The organism is Telluribacter sp. (genome assembly GCF_035998675.1).
In the GTDB taxonomy this organism is placed as follows: Bacteria; Bacteroidota; Bacteroidia; order Cytophagales; family Spirosomataceae; genus Telluribacter.
The window spans coordinates 78,797-98,976 of the sequence record NZ_DASYHI010000021.1 but is presented as its reverse complement, the minus strand read 5'-3'; the positions used below and the strand labels follow the sequence as shown (position 1 = coordinate 98,976).

23 protein-coding genes are annotated in these 20,180 nt (G+C 49.2%); 8 read left to right on the top strand and 15 right to left on the bottom strand.

Annotated elements, in window-relative coordinates; all coding sequences use genetic code 11:
* Positions 1 to 43: 43 nt before the first annotated feature.
* Positions 44 to 700 (top strand): HAD family phosphatase, encoded by a 657-nt coding sequence (locus VGN67_RS19240; protein WP_327488518.1) that lies wholly within the window; start codon positions 44 to 46, stop codon positions 698 to 700.
* A gap of 167 nt (positions 701 to 867) precedes the next feature.
* On the opposite strand, the gene VGN67_RS19235 is transcribed toward VGN67_RS19240, so the two are convergent.
* The 10 genes from VGN67_RS19235 to VGN67_RS19190 form a co-directional block, all read right to left on the bottom strand.
* Positions 868 to 1,485, bottom strand: coding sequence for a cupin domain-containing protein (locus VGN67_RS19235; RefSeq protein ID WP_327488517.1), 618 nt, complete (start codon positions 1,483 to 1,485; stop codon positions 868 to 870).
* A gap of 172 nt (positions 1,486 to 1,657) precedes the next feature.
* A complete protein-coding gene (locus VGN67_RS19230) occupies positions 1,658 to 2,902 on the bottom strand; it encodes a hypothetical protein (protein WP_327488516.1) in 1,245 nt (414 codons plus the stop codon).
* 144 nt (positions 2,903 to 3,046) lie between these two features.
* On the bottom strand, positions 3,047 to 4,885 hold the full coding sequence (locus VGN67_RS19225) for a serine hydrolase domain-containing protein (RefSeq protein WP_327488515.1): 1,839 nt from the start codon (positions 4,883 to 4,885) through the stop codon (positions 3,047 to 3,049).
* Positions 4,886 to 5,116: 231 nt separating this feature from the next.
* The gene (locus tag VGN67_RS19220; protein ID WP_327488514.1) at positions 5,117 to 5,416 is read right to left on the bottom strand and encodes a hypothetical protein; all 300 of its coding nucleotides are present in this window, start codon (positions 5,414 to 5,416) and stop codon (positions 5,117 to 5,119) included.
* 161 nt (positions 5,417 to 5,577) lie between these two features.
* Positions 5,578 to 5,919 (bottom strand): potassium transporter KefB, encoded by a 342-nt coding sequence (locus tag VGN67_RS19215; protein WP_327488513.1) that lies wholly within the window; start codon positions 5,917 to 5,919, stop codon positions 5,578 to 5,580.
* 58 nt (positions 5,920 to 5,977) lie between these two features.
* On the bottom strand, positions 5,978 to 6,292 hold the full coding sequence (locus VGN67_RS19210) for a transcriptional regulator (RefSeq protein ID WP_327488512.1): 315 nt from the start codon (positions 6,290 to 6,292) through the stop codon (positions 5,978 to 5,980).
* A 63-nt stretch (positions 6,293 to 6,355) separates the two neighbouring features.
* Positions 6,356 to 6,982 (bottom strand): hypothetical protein, encoded by a 627-nt coding sequence (locus tag VGN67_RS19205; protein ID WP_327488511.1) that lies wholly within the window; start codon positions 6,980 to 6,982, stop codon positions 6,356 to 6,358.
* A 99-nt stretch (positions 6,983 to 7,081) separates the two neighbouring features.
* The gene (locus tag VGN67_RS19200) at positions 7,082 to 7,519 is read right to left on the bottom strand and encodes a DUF1810 domain-containing protein (RefSeq protein WP_327488510.1); all 438 of its coding nucleotides are present in this window, start codon (positions 7,517 to 7,519) and stop codon (positions 7,082 to 7,084) included.
* A 78-nt stretch (positions 7,520 to 7,597) separates the two neighbouring features.
* Positions 7,598 to 7,969 (bottom strand): DUF2809 domain-containing protein, encoded by a 372-nt coding sequence (locus tag VGN67_RS19195; protein ID WP_327488509.1) that lies wholly within the window; start codon positions 7,967 to 7,969, stop codon positions 7,598 to 7,600.
* 84 nt (positions 7,970 to 8,053) lie between these two features.
* Positions 8,054 to 8,410, bottom strand: coding sequence for a DUF3471 domain-containing protein (locus VGN67_RS19190; RefSeq protein WP_327488508.1), 357 nt, complete (start codon positions 8,408 to 8,410; stop codon positions 8,054 to 8,056).
* Between the two features lie 309 nt (positions 8,411 to 8,719).
* On the opposite strand from VGN67_RS19190, the gene VGN67_RS19185 reads away from it, so the two are divergent.
* Complete coding sequence (locus tag VGN67_RS19185; protein ID WP_327488507.1) at positions 8,720 to 9,199, top strand: hypothetical protein; 480 nt, start codon at positions 8,720 to 8,722, stop codon at positions 9,197 to 9,199.
* 262 nt (positions 9,200 to 9,461) lie between these two features.
* On the opposite strand, the gene VGN67_RS19180 is transcribed toward VGN67_RS19185, so the two are convergent.
* The 5 genes from VGN67_RS19180 to VGN67_RS19160 all read right to left on the bottom strand — a co-directional run bounded on the left by VGN67_RS19180 (position 9,462) and on the right by VGN67_RS19160 (position 14,407).
* Complete coding sequence (locus tag VGN67_RS19180; protein ID WP_327488505.1) at positions 9,462 to 9,770, bottom strand: DUF3471 domain-containing protein; 309 nt, start codon at positions 9,768 to 9,770, stop codon at positions 9,462 to 9,464.
* A 78-nt stretch (positions 9,771 to 9,848) separates the two neighbouring features.
* Positions 9,849 to 11,501 (bottom strand): hypothetical protein, encoded by a 1,653-nt coding sequence (locus tag VGN67_RS19175; protein WP_327488504.1) that lies wholly within the window; start codon positions 11,499 to 11,501, stop codon positions 9,849 to 9,851.
* Positions 11,498 to 12,721 carry a hypothetical protein gene (locus VGN67_RS19170; RefSeq protein WP_327488503.1) on the bottom strand — a complete coding sequence of 408 codons (1,224 nt, stop codon included), beginning with the start codon at positions 12,719 to 12,721 and terminating at the stop codon, positions 11,498 to 11,500. The genes VGN67_RS19175 and VGN67_RS19170 overlap by 4 nt, the downstream gene beginning before the upstream one ends.
* A gap of 147 nt (positions 12,722 to 12,868) precedes the next feature.
* Positions 12,869 to 13,450: a C40 family peptidase gene (locus tag VGN67_RS19165; protein ID WP_327488502.1), complete on the bottom strand. Its 582-nt coding sequence runs from the start codon at positions 13,448 to 13,450 to the stop codon at positions 12,869 to 12,871.
* Positions 13,451 to 13,579: 129 nt separating this feature from the next.
* On the bottom strand, positions 13,580 to 14,407 hold the full coding sequence (locus VGN67_RS19160; RefSeq protein ID WP_327488501.1) for a M48 family metallopeptidase: 828 nt from the start codon (positions 14,405 to 14,407) through the stop codon (positions 13,580 to 13,582).
* 173 nt (positions 14,408 to 14,580) lie between these two features.
* Here VGN67_RS19160 and VGN67_RS19155 point away from each other — a divergent pair, with 173 nt between their 5' ends.
* The 6 genes from VGN67_RS19155 (at position 14,581) to VGN67_RS19130 (ending at position 20,180) form a co-directional block, all read left to right on the top strand.
* Positions 14,581 to 15,192, top strand: a complete 612-nt coding sequence (locus VGN67_RS19155) for a fumarylacetoacetate hydrolase family protein (RefSeq protein WP_327488500.1) — start codon at positions 14,581 to 14,583, stop codon at positions 15,190 to 15,192.
* Between the two features lie 87 nt (positions 15,193 to 15,279).
* Positions 15,280 to 17,184 carry a M23 family metallopeptidase gene (locus tag VGN67_RS19150; RefSeq protein WP_327488499.1) on the top strand — a complete coding sequence of 635 codons (1,905 nt, stop codon included), beginning with the start codon at positions 15,280 to 15,282 and terminating at the stop codon, positions 17,182 to 17,184.
* Between the two features lie 2 nt (positions 17,185 to 17,186).
* Entirely contained in the window at positions 17,187 to 17,639 is a 453-nt protein-coding gene (bcp, locus tag VGN67_RS19145) for a thioredoxin-dependent thiol peroxidase (protein WP_327488498.1), read from the top strand.
* A 66-nt stretch (positions 17,640 to 17,705) separates the two neighbouring features.
* Positions 17,706 to 18,563: a transketolase gene (locus VGN67_RS19140; protein WP_327488497.1), complete on the top strand. Its 858-nt coding sequence runs from the start codon at positions 17,706 to 17,708 to the stop codon at positions 18,561 to 18,563.
* A 61-nt stretch (positions 18,564 to 18,624) separates the two neighbouring features.
* Positions 18,625 to 19,608: an AAA family ATPase gene (locus VGN67_RS19135; RefSeq protein WP_327488496.1), complete on the top strand. Its 984-nt coding sequence runs from the start codon at positions 18,625 to 18,627 to the stop codon at positions 19,606 to 19,608.
* Complete coding sequence (locus VGN67_RS19130) at positions 19,602 to 20,180, top strand: hypothetical protein (RefSeq protein WP_327488495.1); 579 nt, start codon at positions 19,602 to 19,604, stop codon at positions 20,178 to 20,180. Before VGN67_RS19135 ends, VGN67_RS19130 begins: the two co-directional genes overlap by 7 nt.

Genomic DNA, 20,180 nt, shown 5'->3' with positions numbered 1-20,180 from the left:
CTTAAGGCTGGGCGAAACCTTTTTTTTACCGTAATTTTGGGGCATGGAAAACACAATTGCAGTACTATTTGACATGGATGGCGTTATTTGCCATACCAATCCGTACCATTCCCAGGCGTTCAGACAATTTTTTTCGAAAAGAGACTTGTCACCCACCGACGAAGAGTTTGCCCAACATATGTTTGGCAAGAGCAACAGCTATATTCTCAGTCATTTTCTGCAAAGGGAGGTAGTGGGGGAAGAATTCAAACAGCTGGAAGACGAAAAGGAAAGCCTGTTCCGTACCATCTACGAGCCCTATATTGAACCCATTGGTGGACTGCTGGAATTTGTCAGTGAGCTGAAGGCCCACGGCGTAAAAACCGGAGTCGCTACCTCGGCCCCCTATGCCAATCTGGAATTGATTATTGACAAACTGGCCCTGCGCGAAAAGATGGAGTCCATCCTGGCTAGTGAAAACGTCAGCAAGCACAAACCTGATCCGGAAGTGTACCTGACCTCGGCGGCAAATCTGGGGGTAGCGCCGGAGCAATGCGTCGTGTTTGAAGATTCCTATTCGGGCGTGTCGGCGGCTATCAATGCGGGGATGAAGGTGGTAGGGGTACTTACCTCCCACCGCCGCGAAGAGCTACCTCCCTGCGACCTGTACATTGAAAATTACAAGGATTTATCTTTTGAAAAGGTGAGGGGTTTGTTTTGATTAGGACTGGTTATTTTGATTTTTCTGTCAGCCCCGATACTTCTTTTGCTCGCCCCGATTTCAATTCAGAGCTTATATCGAATAGCGTTTTCAACGCGGTATTGGTTTTAGACGCGTTAAAAACGCTATCGGAGTTAACGCCCGATTACAAATCGGGGTTAGCGGCGTTAGCGGCGTTCTCCGAACTGGTTGGAACCACAATCGGGAAAGTGGTACCTGTTCTTGCTTTTACTTCTCAATCCCTGAGTACTTTTTATAAATAGCCGGTAACCCACAAGCCGAGCCATTGGGGCCACTACGTTCATCAGGGTATTTTGAATACCAACCGGCAGGTCGGCCAGATAGGCTTTACTGTCGGTGTATTTTAGAGTAACCAGCTGCTGCACCAGCCCTATTTTTCCATTCTTCATTTTGCCGTCGCTGGCCAAACCTACCAGATTCTCAATAAAGTAATCAAAGTCCAGCGCCGGGGAGGTAGTATGAATGTAGATGACGGGTTCATCTTCACTGTTAAAATGGTTGTGGGCTTTGTTTTTGGGCAGGGTTACTTTTTCACCGGCCGAAAATACCCGTTCTCCGCCGTCCATCCGGACGGTTAGTTTTCCCGAAAGAATCTCAAAGCTTTCATCCTGCAGTACATGAAAATGATCGGGCACCAGAACGCCCTTTCCTTTCAGGCTGGATTTGATGGTAACTCTTTCGCCATTTGAGTCCTTCGCGGTTTCAATAAAATCGAATACATCACCCGTAGTCGGATTGGTAAGTACTTGTCCTTTGGTTGGCATAGTAATTTCTGGTTAGAAGTGGTTTACGAAATGAGATTACACGTGTCTTTCTAACTCACCTCCACCCCAGGTGTACTTCGGGATAAATGTAAAATTATTTACTTAGAAAACTGCGCATCAAAACTTCCCAATGTTCTGATGCGCAGTTTTTTCATCCCGGTTGGTAGGGATACTACCTGAAACCAAATAGCAGCGGAAACAGAAAAGTGACAAGGGCCGCCCACACCCAATAAACAGGCAGGTAGGCTGTAATTGCTTTACCTACATCCGATAGGCTGGCATTTCGGGTTAGTACCCGTACCAACGTCCCGGCTATGAGCAGCAGGTTGATCAGGATCAGGATATTACCACCCAGTACAGCCGCCCGGTTGGGAGTTAAGCCCCATTCCGTAATTCTGAATAGTATTGCCGACAGCGCAATGCCATTTACGATGATGGTAATCATGGAAAGAAGAAATAATACCACTATTTCGGCCCTGTTTCGCGATGCCCGGGCTCCTTCGGCTACCGAAAAGAAGATTAGTGCCATGACCCCCACCAGCAAAGCGTTAAAAATAAGTAAAAACTCCCGGTCATTGTACGGATCTTTTCCGGTATATAGGATTGCCGTCAGGTACACCAGCAGCATAACCAGTACCAGCGGACTGAACAACCGGGCTATCAGGGGCGAAATCCGGTTGACCAACTGAGGATTAGTCTGGGTGAGGTAGGTGCCAACGATGGGTAAAGCAGCCAGTCCGTAAATGGCAATGTTTTGAAAGTAGAATTCTTCAATTTTGAGGTTGATCAGCGAAAACAGCCCGATGGTGATGCCCGACATCAGTACTCCGGCTATTCCTAACAGGGCACACACCACAATCAGATCGCCATTATACCTAAGGAAATTGAGCCGGTTATCACTTGCACTGAATTGTCCTCCTACAAAGGATACCGCCAGTACCGACCATAGAAACAGGAGCAGATGCAGACAGGCCAATACCAGGGTATCACTCTTAGGATTATCGGGAAGCAGATTGATGTAGAGTACAGCGACCAGAAACAGGCCGCCCACTACTACCATTTTCCTGACGGACAAACTGTTTTTTCGGGCAAAGTAGACAGCCAGCCAAGGGAACACGATAAAGCCAATGTTTCTTGGGTAAAAAAAGTCTTCGCTGACCGGAGAAAATAGGGGTACCCTGGCCAGGGTACCTGCCAGCAAAACGGCCAAAATTACAAATAGCAGATCCCTGCCTGCTCCCCAGTTTATCTCCTTTTCCTGGAAGTTGAGCCGGGCGTTCCAGAAATGGGCGGTTGTGCTTTCGCTGAGCTGGGGATACAGGTTGTTAAACTCCTGCCGGAAGCCAGGTTTGTTCCCCCGGTACAACTTTTCCAATTCCTGGGGTTTGTCCAGATTATCTAGGATTTCGTTTTTCATAACATAAAAAGTGTTTTTTATTGGTTAATCAAATGTAAAAAGGGATATCCAAGGTACTTTATTAGATCTGGTGGGGCGAAGCCTCCGGTCTTCTGCGGCAGGAAGCCAGGCTCTTGGTAAACCTCAACTTCCCCTCGGGCGCACTTAGCGACTGGTAAGGCCGCCCAATCGGGTAAACTTGATGTTGCGGACCACCGGATTGCTGTAGTTAAGCGCTACTACCTTTCCCGCTTTGTCGCGCAGGAAGCGTACGGTTACTCCTCCTAGTTGATAGGTGTCACGATAAACGGGACTTAACAGGAACCCTTCACCCGGTGCATCGTTGGCACGGCCCATCAAACCGTCTTTTCCGGGGGCAATATCGAAGAATGCGCCGATTTCGTCGCTGGTGTATCGTCCCGCTAAAGACTGCAGATCGGCAGCGGTTGGCTTATAGGGCTGGGCCCGGTGGTACTGTGTCACCTTGCCCTCCATGGACTTCAATTCGAACCGATCAGGGGAGAGGAAGTGCAATTCGAATTCATCTTGTGACATGAACTGCGGGAATGCACCCCAGCGACGGAAGTGGTCTTTGGTCACCGGCACCAGACCGGGGCCGCCGGCAATGCGGAACCTGCCTCTATCCACAACCAGGCGCATCGTTTCGTTGGTTTGCTCGTTGATGAACAGTCCTGCCTTTTTGTTCACGTCAGGTAGTGCATCTTCGGTGATAGCAGGCGGCGGCCCCGCCAGGGGGTCTGGAGTACTTGTGGCAGGCAGAAACTGATCTGCTAGGCGGTGCGCGAGCGCCGTGGTGGGCATGGCGTCTGAATTGCACAGCACCGCGATGGAAACTCCCTGCTCCGGAAAGCGGCCCAGCCAGGAATGGTACCCGGCCGCGCCACCGGAATGCGCCACCTCTCTGGTTCCTTTATAGGTGTCCAGGAACAGGCCACGGGCGTAGTCGAGCTTCCTTCCGTTGTTAAGTTTTGATGGTTCCTGCAGCTTTTCGCTGACAGAAGTACCAAGCCGATTATTTGTCAGAGCTTCGTTCCAGATCAGGAGGTCTTCTGCCGTGCTGAGTATGGCACCGCCGCCGCGGTCGTTACCCAGGTACATGTCAAGCTTCCAGCCGTCTTTTTTCTTCTCGTAACCGAGGGCACGATCCTTAACTACATCCGTCATTTCGGTAACATAGGTGGTCGATTTCATCCCGAGCGGCTCGAACAGGTACTTACGGGCGAATTCAGCAAACGGTTTTCCGGTGGTACGTGCCACAATTTCTGTCAGCAACACGTAGCCGCTGTTCGAATACGACCATTCCTCGCCGGGGGCGAAATTGAGGACGCGCTGACGCAGGATAAGGGTCGAGGCGTCTGGTTTTCCGTTCGCAAGCGGCAACAATCCGGTCCAGTCGCGGAGGCCGCTGGTATGAGTGAGCAGGTGGTCTAACGTGATCTTTTGGCCATAGTCAGGCAATTCGGGAATATACTTGCGGATGTCTTCGGAAATTGAAAGCTGCTTCTCTTCGACGAGGAGGAGGACCGCCGCCGCGATAAACTGCTTACGCACCGATCCGATATCAAAGACCGAGTTTTGGGCCAATGGTACGTTTCGTTCCAGATCGGCAAGGCCGTACGCACGATTTACCACTATTTTGCCGTTCTGAGAAACTGCGCATACGCACCCGGGCGTGGCTGGCGTAGCCCAGCCAAATATTTTGTTAACCTCGTTGGTCTTGTCCTGCGCGTAAGTGGTTGAGCCGAAAAGAGAGATGATAACCGCCAAAGATACCAAAAGGGGAAAGCGTTTCGCCGTAGACTTCCCGCCGATAGATCTGAGCAGGCCATACCGGCCGTTTGGAGTGGTGAAGAATACCTTTTTTATTGCCTGAACTGCGCAAACTGGCTTGCCTAATCGGGGCCCTTTATTTTGATAGGTACTGGGTAAGCCACTCGTGGGTAACTTCCTGGCTTCTTTGCGGATTTTATGAATCTTCGCCATTTTAATTTGAGTTTTAGAGTAAATTAATTTGTTTGTTCCCGCCAATTAAGTCCTTATTGATTATAATAAAGTACTTTGAAATTCAAAGTAAATGGACAAAAAACAAGTTTTTTAGGTGGCTGGGCTGCCTTATGTTCTGTTTCGGATTTAGAAGCATAGGTGGCTGCATTTGCTGCTGTTTCCTGACCATTTTGTTGAACATATCTTCAAACCTGGCGGTAGGATGAAGAATTATAAATTTATCATCATGAGGTCTATCTTTTCGAACAATTCGCCCACACCCAAGGATGCCCAGATGATAAAAATGCCCAGGAGGACTTTTAGTATTCCAGGAATGGAAAAACCGGTCATTTCCTTGAGAATCGCATTGGCCGGAGGAAAGTAGACGAAAGCCAGGAGAAGTAGGAAAATTCCAAAACCCGGATCATTTCCCCAAAACGTATTTACTAGGCCGATGGCCAAAACAGCGAGGCCAAACAGCCAGCCTAGTAGATTCAAAACACTTGTCGGAACATTTGCGGTGTTATTCATAAATCTTTCTCGTTAAAAGTTGGATAGTTAATACCAGGATACAATTTGAAATACGGTTTGATTTTTCGGTTTTTACGTAGCTACTCAGCAGGTCGGGGGCAGGGCCTGAACCTGTCAATGGGCTGCCGGGGCGGATGCTTCCGTCGTTCGGTAGAGTACTTTTAATTTGGCCCGTTCATGCCCAGCACAAAAGTTACCATCACGAACAGAATGTACGCTAACAGGCTCAGTAGGTTCGCAAGGTACTTTTTACGACCACCCTGGTACCGCAGGGAGTCCAGTAGGTAGTAGATGATTCCACCAGCCGCGCCTCCGATAGTTACCGTGATGAGGGGCAGTAGTATCCATGCTTTACTACCCGGGTTAATATCGCCTCCAATCGTAAAAAAGAGGATGAGCAAGATAAAGGCTATTCCGGCGCCCTGCAGCGCGCGGGTTCCTAATGATTTGGGGTGAATTAGCCTGTTTCTGGGGTTATTTCCGTACGTTATTTCAGTTTCCATGTTTGTTTTTTTAATTATAAAGTACTTTGAAATTCAAAGTAAATGGTTAAAAAAATAGTTACTGTGCTCTATTATCCATAATCAGGCGTTCCAGGGCATCCAGGTGGTTCTTAAAGGCCTCTTTCCCTTCGGCGGTAGCGGAATAACGGGTATTGGGCTTACGGCCGATAAACTGCTTCTCCACCCGCAGGTAGGCGGCCTCTTCCAGCGCCCTTAAGTGGCTGGCCAGGTTGCCGTCGGTAAGCTGCAGGGTTTCTTTCAGAAAGTTAAAATCTACGCCTTCTTCTACCATCAACACCGACATTATACCAAGGCGGGCCCTGCTTTCAAAATCCTTGTTTATTTCTTTCAGGTACCCCTTCACATTATCCATTCCAAACTGGTTCGTGGGTTCTATTGCTTTTAAAGTACCAGCTACCTACAGGTAGCCGGTTGGTTATACCTTTTCGTATCTTGAATAAATTAGTGCCCCAAAGACTATATTAAGTATCCCGAAGCCCAGCGCCCAGGCAAGTAGACCATACTCAATAAAGAAACAGGCCACCAGCCCAAGTACGGTTTCACAAATACCCAGATAGCGAATTTCGAGGAAGGTGTACTTGCTGGCGTTGATCAGGGAAAGGCCGTAGAAAATGAGCATGGCAGGTGCCACCAGGTACAGGATACCGTGGTAAATCAGTACCAGACAAAAAAGACCACCCACCCCTAACGGAATAAAAAGATTACTCACCATTCGCTGCCCCTGACTGTGCGAGACTGATTGCTTCGTTTTTTGGGCTTTAAGATAGGAAAGGTAAACGACAGAGCTTATGGCCAGGATCAGTACCACCATTGCCGAAACAGTAACGAATTCGCCTACTCCGGCTACGGGTACAGCACTATACAGGTCGCGGTATACCAGATTGTGGCTGGCAAGGTACCACGCTACGACTCCGGCGCCTGCCAGGCCACTGATACCCGCCAAAATACCGGATAGCCCGCTCAGGGAGTTAAAGCGGGAGGAACGATCCATAATGTTACGGATCTCCTGAAGGGTGCTGAGTTGCTCGTGTTGATCTGTCATACCAAAGTACTTTGAGATTCAAAGTTAAGGATGTTTTCAGTAAGAGCAAGCGCAGAGAAGAAATTTTTTTTGAAGAGCTGGTAAAGAGTAGGGAAGGTACTAGTGATCTTTCATCCGATCCAGGATTTGTACGGTCTTTTGATCTTTTTCTCCCCCGAAGTACCGGTCAAGTACCCGCTCAAAAATGGAATGCCTATCGCTCACTATACTGAATAAAGTCATACTCGATTTTAATTTCAGATCGTCGGGATACCCCAGAACTTCCGTAGCAGTTTTATCTTTTATGGAAAGTAATGCTTCAGAAATTTCCAGTAATCGCTGGCCCAGTACCAGATGGTTCAGATAGGCCGTGGCCTCTTCCTCACTCCTGATGGCGTAGTACCTTGAAGTCTCGGTTTGGCCCAGTCCAAGTACCTGAGGAAATATAAACCACATCCAGTGGCTCCGCTTGCGGCCGTTTCTGATTTCCTGTAAAGCCGTGGAATACTCGTTTTTCTGGGCGGTCAGGAATCGATTCAGATTAAATGTATCGGGCATGAGTTGGCAGAATTTATGTATAAGTACCTGCTAATATTGTACCAGTTCAGTCAGCGACTTTTGGTTTACCGCTGACAATCACCTATTAATTGGTACTTTTTCCAGTACGAGTACGGTGGCAATTCCCAGGGTATATGCCAGCATGTCCATCCATTCAAATTGATGACCCAGTACTACCGCAGCGAGGCCGTGGTTCTGAAGTCCCAGCAGCGCCACAAAATTAACAGATTGTAAAAACTCGATCAGGTAAGCGAGCAGGAGGGCCAGCAGGGCTGCCCCACTCACCGACACCCTGAATAAAGCCCGTATAAAGCAATAAACCAGTATGACCACCAGGTAGTCGCCCCCGTACGGCCTGATGACTCTGTCATTGAGGTACAGGGCAATCAGGATTTCGGTAATAAAAAGCGCAATGGTGAAGGAAAGGTACTTCTTATCCAACGTAAACATAGGTAGGTAGCCGAGATAAGTTCCAGGAAAGAAAATGCAGGTACCTTTCGCAATTGAAATTTCCTGAATCGAAAAAACAAACCGTTATTCCTTTCTCTCCGCAACCATATCCGTATCCATAATGCGAAGTACCAGACCAGTGACTTTTTTGGAAGTGGGGTCGCGCCTGAAGGTAATGATCGAACCGTACTGACTGGTGGATTTAAAAACATCCGGCTGGTCCTGAGGCAGGAGTTTGTTGGCACCGTTGCCATCAGCTTCGCCGTACAATGCTCCGTCGGTCACTTTTACCACAAAATTTGTCAGGTACTCATTATCCTTAAACTGGTAAGTACCAGCGTAATCCTCCACTTTATGAGGAGCAGAGTTATTGTTGGTTGTTACGGACTGGCTTTGCGCGGCGGACCAGATCAGGAGCAGAAGTAGTGTTAATTTTTTCATAGGTACTTGGGGTAAATGTAGCGTATTGTGTAAAATGAATAATAGTAAAGGTAATCGACAGGCACGAAAATATCTATCTCCGGGAAAGTACCCAACGACCAAGCCAACGGCTGGCTATTTGTCGGCTTGGGATGCAATTGATTGCCTGGTGGCTGGTTAAGAATACTTTTAGTTGCAAAAGGTAGGTACCCGGGCGCTTGACTCCAAACCGAATGCTGCGCTACTCTTTAAACCATTTGGCCGTTTTTTTCTTTACTAGGTACTAGCCTCTGAGAACAGAAACAGTAAGGCTTATAACCACGAATCGGTATGCGAAAAAGAATAATAGTGCAGGAACAGGAAAACGTACTTTCTAATGAGGGGAAGTGGCTGGACGTACAGAGTCTGGCGCAGGTGGAAGTTACGTCTGAGGAGGAAGCCTTCCCCATTGAGGCAGCGTTTGAATTGACGGCTCCGTCGGCCGGATGGCGAGCCGCCAAAGCAGGTAAACAAACCATCCGGATCATTTTTGATGAGCCGCAGCGGGTCAACACAATTCATTTGCTCTTTAAGGAAGAGCAGCAGCAGGCACGAACGCAGGAATTTGTACTACGGTGGTCGCCGGAAGCAGGACCCGCCGAGCGCGAAATTGTACGACAGCAATATAACTTCAGCCCGGAATCTTCCATTGAGGAAAAGGAAACCTTTACAGTTTATCTGGATGGGGTAAGGGTAGTGGAGCTAGCGATAGTACCTGATGTGAGTGGGGGGAGCGCCCGTGCTTCAATTTCCAGGTTCTGGTTTGAGTAGGAGAGAGGATTAGCGTTTTTCTTGCTGATTTGAATTGCTCAGTATAGCAGCCTGTGAAGAATCTTTAGAAATGAAACTTATTATAGATAAGTGAATAGAGTTGTAAAGTATGCCATTAGGTTTGTCAGGCTGAGCGGAGTCGAAGCCCGGGCTTCGACTCCGCTCAGCCTGACAAAAGTTTACAAACTAATTCATCTATCAATAATCTAATAAAGGTACCACTACCCAAATCTTGGTAGTGGTACCTGAGCAACTACTCTTTTCACTCCGCTTCCATGTCGGTATCCATAATACGGAGTACCAGGCCCACTACCTTGCGGGTGGAGGGGTCGCGCCTGAAAGTAATAATCGAACCGTACTGACTGGTGGATTTGAAAACACCGGGCTGGTCCTGGGGAAGAAGCTTGTTGGAGCCATGGCCATCGGCCTCGCCGTACAAATCTCCTTCCGACACCTTTACCACAAAGTTGGTGAGGAACTCATTGTTTTTAAACTGATAGGTACCTGTGTATTCTTCCGGAGCACTAGTATCCAGGTACTTTGGAGCAGCGGTATAGGAGAAAGTACCCAAAACAGCGAGCAGAAACAGGCACGACAGTAGAATTTTTATGTTATTTTAACTAAGTAGTTGTTAATAAGTACAAGCAATCTACAACGTCGTCGTATCCTTCACCTTCGCATCAAATACCCCCGTTATAACCTGACCGCTGCGCTTGATCTGTAAGAAAATACGGTATTGGCCATCCTTTGGGAAGGAGTAAGGGAAAGAGATGCGGTTGGTGTGCTCTTCGCCGTTGTGGGTGCTGCCGGTCATCTCCATGCCCATTTCCTTCATCAGAAATGCTTCGCGCTCGGCCGAGGGCAGGGTTTTCAGGTGCGCCAGGTACCGGTTAATACTGTCGCGGAACACCTGCGGGTTAGGGCGTTTGTAGATACGGGTGGTGTCGGCGATGCGGCCCTTGAGCGTCTGCTCGGCGGCCATGGCGTAGGTGCCCACCGGGTGCAGGTGAATGTACACCGAGCCGTCGGAGCGAACAATGGCCGCGTGCCCCGGCATCCCCAGGTAGGGTTCCAGCGTAGCGGGGGTACCGTCAGGGTTGAACACCTCAAAGTTGAGCTGGTAGGGTTTTCCGGCTTTGTAGGTATTGCCAGCCTTGCCTTCCCATACTACATAGGAGCCGTCTTTGAGTTTGGTACGGGTACCCGGAGCGCCACATACCACTACGTTTTCGTCCAGCGGAACCTTTTTTGGATCATTCAGCGGATCGGTCACGACGTAGGTATCCTCCTCGTCGGTGCGTTTCAGGGCGGTGACAGCGGGAGAAAGATCGGGAATCTCAACGGTATCGACTATGGTTTCGGCAAAGCCCGAGAGCTGCACGATGTCGGCATACATGAGGTACTTACCCGCCGGGAGCCTGGGTACATAGGCCTGAAAAGTAGTGCTATCGCGGCGCTCGGGGTGGAGGTGGGCGAAAGCATCCAGGCCCGGTGTCCGTACCAGGAAGAGGTGCATCAGCTTGCCGTGGTCAGGCACGAGGGTACTTAGCATACTACCCCGTCGCATTTGGGCCCAGTTGGTGGTATCAATCTGTAGGTTGAACATCCGTTGTCCTTCCTCAGTACTTATTTTTGTGGTTGCCTGCAAGGGTTTGTACATATACTGACGGTAGTCGGCGGCCCAGCTATCCCACCAGCCGCTACCTCCGTACAGGATCAACGCACAAATCCCGGTAGCGATACCCATGTTCAACCAGCGTTTCCGTTTTTGCTGGGAAGAAAGTACCTTTCCAGGGGTAAGCAGGCCGTCGCTGACACTGGCACCAATGGCGGTTACCATCAGCAGCACCAGAAACAGCCCCAGGCCCGTCAGGAGCCAGCCCAGGCTGGAGGGCATGTCGCGCTGCGCGGTGGACACCGCCACAATAGGTACTACTAATTGTCCTTTGCCCAGACTGCCATTTAGTTCAATCTGCACACTGGATGAGCCCCGTTCCATGAGCCACACGATACCCTGAAACTGCCCGGCCTGTCCGGCTACTGCAGCAATGTCGTCGTAGGAGGGGGCCCCTTCGTCACCGGAACGGAAGTAAATAGGCCGCGCCTGTACGCCGGTGATATTGTTGCCTTCTGAAAAAACGGTAATCCTGGCCGTACCCGGTATAACATCGGGCGGCTCAACATTGACCATAACCCGATAGGGGCCTGCCTGTCCCTGAAAAAGTACACCTGCACTACCAACGTGGGCCTGCGCGGCTACCGCACAAAGGAGGAAGCCCACCAAAAAGAAGAGGTTTTTCATCGTTGTATTTTATTCATCCAGTTACCCCAGGCCAGTCCGATCCGGGAAGATACAATACCCAATCCCAACGCTATGGCCAGTCCGTTGAGCAAGGCCGGGGTTTCCTGCAAGGTCCAGGGCGCAAACTTATAGCGGTACTCCCAGTTGGGGTCATTGCCAAAGTACCAGAAATGACTACCAAAGATCCAGTTGCGTGAGTAGGGCGACTCCATCAGGAAAGCCCCAAAGTACCAGTGAACCACGAAAAAGATAGCAAAGAAGGCTACCCCCACGATCAGGGCCAGCAGCCAGTCGTTCAATTTGGCATAACGCATCAATAGCCAGTCCATCGCCAGCGCAGGTACGATCAGCAGCAGCGGAAACTCAAAACCCTGGTAGTGATCTATGCGGTGGAGGATGGGTCCCAGTTTGGGCTCGGCCGGAAAGAGGGGGATAATCCATAGCGTGAGACACAGCATGGCCGTATACACCGCCGTGGAGGTAGTGATGGTCCAGCGGTTGGGAATAGCCCGACCAAAGGCCAGCAGAAATAAAGGAAAGGCTCCGCATGCAAACTGGTAGTAGCTGGAGTTGTGGGAGCTCCACTTGCCCAACTCCTCGGAGATGAGCGTAAACCACATCGAGAGCAGAAAGCCGGCCGACAGGACAAACATCCAGTAAATGCGGGTATCGCGTTTGCGGCGTTCTTCGGGTGTAAAGTCGTTATAGAGTTTGGTTTGGTTGCGGAGCGCCAGTACCGTCACCATCGCCCCAAATTGTACACCAATAATTCCCAGCGCCAGCACGGTATGGGGTGGTGAAAGAATTGTAACGTCGAGGCCGTAGGTACTGTGCCACCAGTCGTCGAAGGGAGCGGAGGTAAGCATGGCAATGGCCCCCCAAATGCAGAATAAGGCGCCCAGCGAGCTGTAGAAAAAGCCCCAGACTTTAACACTCTGGGATTTTTGGGTGTCACTTCCCGCAAAAGTAGTTTTAAGTACCTGATAGCCTGAAAACAGGCCCGCAACAATGGCCCCTAAATAAACCAGCAGGTGGGGAGGTGAAAACAGGCCGTCGCGACCGATGCTCCGGTGCCAGCAGATATCCCAGATAATACCGGCGATAACGCAGAAGGAAGAAAAAACCACAGCATATACGTAGGCAGGTAGGCCAAGGCGGGTACTGGTGGCAACTTCTTTGGGCTGGGGAGGCACCCAGGTAGGGTTTAAAGATTGTTCCATGAAGGTAAGGTGACGTTTGATGGAAATGTAGTATTTATCCAGAAAGACAATTCAAAATGAAGTATCCCCCTATGGATTTTCGTAAATATACAAAACCACTCCTTAAAGTAGCCTTACCCAACTACCTGATTGTAAAGATAACTCAACTTAAAAAGGGCGTATCGCTTTCACGAATCGGTTTTTGAAGTAGTTGGAATAGAGGTTGTCTTCACGGACGCCACGGGAAGAGGAAGCGTGAATAAATAAAACCTCCTGTCGGCCCCGTACTTCTGTCACAATACCCGCGTGGGACACGTACCCTTCTTTTCCGGCGTCAGGTACAAAAAACAACCAGTCGCCCGGACGAATATCCGCTACCTGCTGTACTTCCCGTCCAAACTCTGACTGCTGCCACGAAATTCGGGGTACTTTAAAACCTACTTCGGTATAAACCGAACAAATCAGGCCTGAGCAGTCAATGCCGCCCTTGTCGTTGCCGCCGGAGCGGTAGGGAGTACCGGTGTAGGTTCGCGCCACCCGTACAATGTCCCTGACATTCTGGTCGTAGGGACCGGCTGGGCGCGGCCGGGTGGGGGCGGTTGTCGGTTTGGAGTAAGGCGGCTTCCGGGCCGATGTAGTGGTGGCTGGCCGTTTGGTACTACGGGAAGCAGGCGTTTTATGCAGGGTTTCGCAGGAAAAAAACAGAGCGGTAAGCAGCAGGCAATAGGGTAGCGTAACGGGTTGTTGCATGGATCAGCGGAGTGATTTGTTTCAAAAATAACGATCCTTATCCCAAAAATTGTAGCCTTTGGCGCAAAAAAATGACCACCCGAACGGGTGGTCATTGGTTACTTTTTCTCTCTGGTTGATTATCAGCGGCTACCGGCTGGCCTGAAATTCTTTCTGGGCCTTGGGCAGTAACCGGCGAATGTTGCTTACGCGGTTTTTGGGATCAGGGTGCGTGGACAGGAACTGCGGCGGACGCTGGCCTTTGTCGGCCTGATCCATGCGCTGCCAGAAGGCCACGGCGGCCTCGGGATTGTACCCGGCTCGGGCCATAAAAACAAGTCCGAGGTGATCAGCCTCCGACTCCTGATTCCGGCTATTGGGTAGCGTGTAACCAATGGCTGTTGCCGCTGGTGCCGCTACTCCATAAATGGTATTATAGATTTGCTGCGTTTGCTGGGGTTTGTTTGACATGGCCACGCCCAGGCCTACCTGTCCGGCCGTAAGTACCCCCTGTGACACCAGCCCCTGACTCATGCGCTCGGCCCCGTGGCTGGCAATGGCGTGGGCTATTTCGTGCCCCATTACCACGGCAATTCCATCATCATTCTGGCAAATCGGCAGGATTCCCGTATAGAATACTACCTTGCCGCCAGGCATACAAAAGGCATTTATGGCCGGGTTGTCTACTACATTGAATTCCCACTGAAACCCTTCAATGAGCTCCATATGATTGTTTTCCCGCATATAATCTTCTACTGCTCTCTGGATTCGCTGACCTACCTGCCGCACCTGCTGTACCTGATTGCCCGAGCGAACAACCTGGCTGGTGTCCAGAAACTCGCGGTAGCTCTGAAAGCTCATAGGAAGTAAATCTTTGCTGCTTACCAGCATAAGTTGATTACGACCCGATAAAGGTACCCGCTGGCAAGCTCCCACAAATAACAGAGAAGCAAAAGCGGCAATTAAGATTCTTTTCATAGAAATGAGTGATTAATGATCGAATAATCGAAAAAAATGCGGCCTGATTCTAAATAAATGCCCATTGGCTGTCAAGAAAAATAAAAATAATTATGCCACTATGGCTATTCATAAGTAGCTTTGCCCAGCTGTTTGATCCCTTTACTTCCACTACTTAAACCCAGAGTACTTTCATGAAAATTATATGTGTAGGACGTAATTATGCTGAGCATATACAGGAGCTGAACAACGAAAAGCCGGATGCCCCCGTTATATTTATGAAACCTGATACGGCACTGCTCCAACCAGGCGAGGCTTTTTACTACCCGGAGTTTTCGCAGGATGTTCATCACGAAGTAGAGGTGGTGGTGAAGATAAATAAAATGGGCAAGTTTGTCGAGGAAAAATTTGCCCATAAGTACTACGATGAAATTGGTATAGGTATTGATTTTACTGCTCGGGATTTGCAGTCGAAGTTGAAAAACAAAGGTTTACCCTGGGAGCTGGCCAAGGCGTTTAACGGTTCAGCGCCGGTATCGAACTTTGTTTCCAAAGCTGACTACGCTGACCTGCAGGACCTCAATTTCCGATTGGAGGTGAACGGTGAAACGCGCCAGGAAGGTAATACGTCCATGATGCTCTACCGCATCGACTACCTGATTTCGTTTGTTTCCCAGTACTTCACCCTGAAAACCGGAGACCTTATCTTTACCGGTACTCCCAAAGGGGTTGCTGCCGTTCAACCCGGCGACCGGCTGGTGGCCTCCATGGAAGGAAAAACCATGCTGGAACTGGATGTAAAATAAGAAAAGAGTCGTTTTGGTTTCAGAATTTAATTTTTAGGAAAATAATACGTCTGGTTCGTGAGGAGAATTGCATTTTTAGTAGCGTTAGTGTGTTTAGTACCTTTTACCTTAACCGCGCAGAAACAATCCTACGCCAAGGATTATTTCATGTTCCCGATCATGCCCGGTCAGCCCAACAGCCTGGCGGGAGTCCTGGGCGACCTGCGCACCAACCACTACCACGGTGGCCTGGATATCCGGACCCAGCAGCGGGAGGGGCTTTCGGTGCACGCTGCGGCCGAAGGGTATGTATACCGTGTAGCCGTGCAGGGTACCGGCTACGGCAACGTTATTTATCTCCGCCACCCCAACGGCCTCACGACCGTGTACGGTCACCTGCAGAAATTCGGCGAAAAACTGGCCGACTATGTACGCGAACAGCAGTACCAAAAGCAAAGCTTCACCATTGACCTGTATCCTGAACCCGGGCAGATTACCTTTAAAAAGGGGGAAGTGATGGCCCTGTCGGGAAACACGGGCGGGTCGGGTGGTCCGCACCTGCACTTCGAAATCAGGGACTCCCAGAACAACTACCTCAATCCGCTGTTTTTTGGCTTTAAGGAAATTCGCGATAACACTTCACCCGCCTTTTTGAACCTGGCCCTGCGTCCCATGAAGATTGACTCGCGGGTCAACGGCCGCTTTGACCGGCAAACCTACAAACCCATTCGGCAGAGCAATGGTACCTACCGCATTCCGCAGACGATCCGGGCTACGGGGGAAATCGGTCTTGAACTTCAGGCCTACGATTTTATGTCGGGTACCGGCTTTCGGTACGGGCTGCATTGCATTGAAGTAAAAGTAGACGGCAGGGAGATATTCGCCTACAACATGGAGAAGTTTCCGAGCCTTTCAACCCGCGACTACAACAACCTGATTGACTACCGAACCGAGCAGGAAACCGGCGCGCGTTTTTACAAGCTTTACCATCCGGACGGAAACCTGTTTGAAATCTTTAAAACCGATAGCTACCGGGGGAAGCTTCAGATTCGGGATACCCTGACGCACGAGGTAAGCATCAAGATATTTGACTCCTTCGAGAATTGGTCACAATTGAGCTTTACAATCAGGGGCGAGTCGGCGGCGGAAGAAACACCGGCGGCTACTACCGAAGCCGCTCCGGTAGCCATAGTGACCGATGCCCAGGAAAACATACTGAAAGTTACCGCCCAGGGGTACCGAAGCCCCGAACCCTTTGCCAACTTCTACTCCGACCGGCGCCGGGTACAGGAAGAGCCCGCCTACTATATAAACGGAGCGGCTGTTTTCCTGACCGATCTCCGCAAGTACCTGCCCGACTCAGTACAGGTAGGGGACAAGGAGGTACCTGTTTCTTACAAAGCGAGTATCCTGCCCGGTCAGCCGGTTACCTATACCTCCGACCGCTGGACCATAAAATTTGATACGACCAGTTTGTTTGATACGCTCCATCTGGCCATTCGTCAAAGCCATAATACCCTTACAATCAACGAGCCGGAGATTCCCCTGCGCTATTACATAGGGGTAACCTACCGGCCCGATGGACCCGAAACCAATCAGGAACGAACCCAGGTGTACCGGTACCACAAAGGCGGATATAGTTACGTGGGAGGTACCTGGCAGGGCGACCGGGTTACTTTTCAGACGCGTGAGCTGGGTACTTTTATTTTGCAGACCGACCTTACCCCTCCCAACGTACGGCTGGTAGAGCACAGTAAAAACCGCATCAGGGCCTTTATCGGTGATAGTATGTCGGGGATTGACTCGTTCCGGGCTCAGGTAAACGGTGAGTGGGTCCTAATGAACTATGAATACAAGAGCCGCTATATCTGGTCGGAGAAACTGGACGAAAGCAAGCCCTTTGAGGGGGAGTTGGTGCTGGAAGTAAAGGACAAAGCAGGAAATAGTACTATCTTGCGGACCAATATCGCAGAACCCGTTGTAAAAAAAGCTTCAACCCGAAAAAGAAGATAGCAATGACTCTACAGCAAGGTGAACCGGCTCCCCAGTTTGAAGCCAAAGACCAGCATGGTAACACCGTAAAACTTTCCGACTTTTCCGGCAAAAAAATTGTCCTGTATTTTTACCCCAAAGATGACACCCCCGGCTGTACCGCCCAGGCCTGTAGCCTCCGTGATAACTACCAGGCCATGCAGGCGCGGGGTTACGCGGTACTGGGAGTAAGTGTGGACGACGAAAAGTCGCACCTGAAGTTTGCCGAGAAGTTTGACCTGCCCTTTCCGCTGCTGGCTGATACCGGCCACCAGATGGTGGAAGCCTACGGGGTTTGGGGTGAAAAAAGCATGTACGGCCGTACCTTTATGGGAATAACCCGTACTACTTTTATCATTGATGAAAAGGGTGTCATTGAAGAAATTATTCAAAAGGTTGATACCAAAAACCACGCCGGTCAGATTCTGGGAGAATAAATCTAGAGGTACTTCTAACCAGGCGATCTAACTACATACAATTTTTTAACTTTCTTTTTTACCTAGATGGAAATCGAACAATTAGAAAAAATAGCCTCCCAGGTACGTCGGGACATCGTCAGGATGGTACACAGCTGCCAGTCGGGGCATCCGGGTGGCTCGCTGGGCTGTACTGATTTGCTGGTGGCCCTGTACTTTGAGCGGATGGAGCTTAAGGAAGCGGATGGCAAGGTAGTATTTGACATGGATGGTTCCGGCGAAGACCTTTTCTTCCTTTCTAATGGACATATATCGCCCGTATGGTACAGTGTGCTGGCGCGTAAAGGGTACTTCCCGGCGGAAGAGATGGCTACCTTCCGCAAGCTGGACTCCCGCCTGCAGGGACACCCCACTACGCACGAAGGTCTGCCCGGCATTCGCATTGCCTCCGGTTCGCTGGGGCAGGGTATGTCTGTCGCCATTGGCGCGGCTATGGCTAAAAAGCTAAACGGCGACGACCATTTGGTTTACTGCCTCATGGGCGACGGTGAGCAGCAGGAAGGCCAGGTTTGGGAAGCGGCTACTTTTGCCCCGCACCACATGGTTGACCACCTCATTGCCTTCATTGACCTGAACGGCCAGCAGATCGACGGCCCTACCGTGAAGGTCATGAATAACCGCGACCTGGGCGAGAAGTACAAAGCCTTTGGCTGGGAAGTAATGGAAATCGTGGAAGGAAATGATATGGCCGCGGTTCTGAAAGGATTAACCGAAGCCAAAAGCAAAGCCGGACACGGTAAGCCGGTGATGGTACTGTTGCATACGGGAATGGGCTACGGCGTGGACTTCATGATGGGAAGCCACAAGTGGCACGGCGTAGCGCCCAATGATGAGCAACTGGCGGCCGCCCTGGCGCAGCTGGACGAAAGTTTGGGCGATTACTAAAAGCTAAATAATCATGTACTGCAGGTCAAATATGTAAGTAAAGCATGAAAGGCCTACTTAAATGAAGTTGAAAAAGCTACATATCAAAAACTTCAAGTCACTCGTCAATCTGGAAATTGACGAGCCTAATACCTTTACGGTTTTTGTGGGAGCCAACGGAGTAGGAAAGTCAAATATCTTTGAGGCTTTAGAATTCAATGCAGCATCAATAGCTAGTCCAGGACTTTACCAAAGATTATTCGGCAGCAAAGAGGACTTACTTTCTAAGAATGCAAGTGATTCAACTATTGAGGTAGCGCTAACATTAGATACTATAGGTACCTATATTACATCATATGATTTTAGTGAGTCTCCAATCTGGGGGCGAGAGCTTGGGAGGGATCATGATTTCAACAATCCAGAGCATAATAATATTAATAACTTTTGGTTAAGGGCATTTTCAAGAATCTTTATAGGTAACAGAAAGGAAGTAAAATTCTTAATAAAAGATAATTTGAACCTGGCACTGGATGGGTCTAACCTTGAAAAGGTACTTAAACGTCTGTTGCAGGATGAGAGAAAGAGGGAAGAGATGGTGGAGTACCTACAACTATTTATTCCTGAATTTGAGAATATTGAAGTTTATACGGATAATGTTGGAGGTACAGACACTCTTCTCTTTTACGAAAAAGGTACTTCGAGGCCCTATGGGAAAAATCTGATTTCTAATGGTTCCTATAATATCCTTTGTTTGTTAACAGCGGTCTTACAGTCAGATAGTCCCCAGTTTTTGTGTATTGAAGAACCCGAAAATGGGCTTACTCCTTACGCCATTGAGGCGTTTGTTGAATTCTTTCGGAATAAATGCGAAGAGCGGGGGCATTATATCTGGCTAAATACGCATTCTCAAACGCTAGTTCGACAACTGCGGGAAGAGGAACTAATATTAGTAGATAAACAGGAGGGAGCAACACGTGTAAAGCAACTTAAGAAAGGAGATTTCTTTGGTTTAAAGGCCGATGAAGCCTGGCTCACCAATGCTCTTGATGCAGGACTTCCATGGTGAAAGTTGGCTTTATTTGCGAAGGCAAAACCGAAAGGAAGATTATTGAATCAGCTAACTTCCAGCAATTGCTTCTCCGCCTGAAAATCGAATGTATCAGACCTGTCATTGACAGTAAAGGCAGTGGGAATTTACTGCCGGAAAATTTAAGAGAATCGTTAGACTTATTAAAAGCTAATGGAGCGGAAAAGATAATAGTACTAACAGATTTGGATGAAGATGCCTGTATAACTATCACCAAAAACAGAATAACCACGGGTGTGGATAGAGTTATCATCGTTGCAGTTAGGAAAATTGAATCATGGTTTCTATCGGATATTGAAACGCTAAGCATTCTTCTAAAGGAGAATTTTTTGTTTGAAAAGCCAGAAGAAGAAAACTCGCCTTTTGATACCTTAAAAAATATATTTTTGCAAAAACAGAATAGAGGTATTGGCGTAAAAGACACATTCACTGCGCGTATGATAAAATATGGATTCTCAGTCGAAAATGCAGCGAGTCATCCCAACTGTCCTAGTGCGAAGTACTTAATTCAAAAATTAAAAATAATCGCCACAAATACTTATATAAATTGA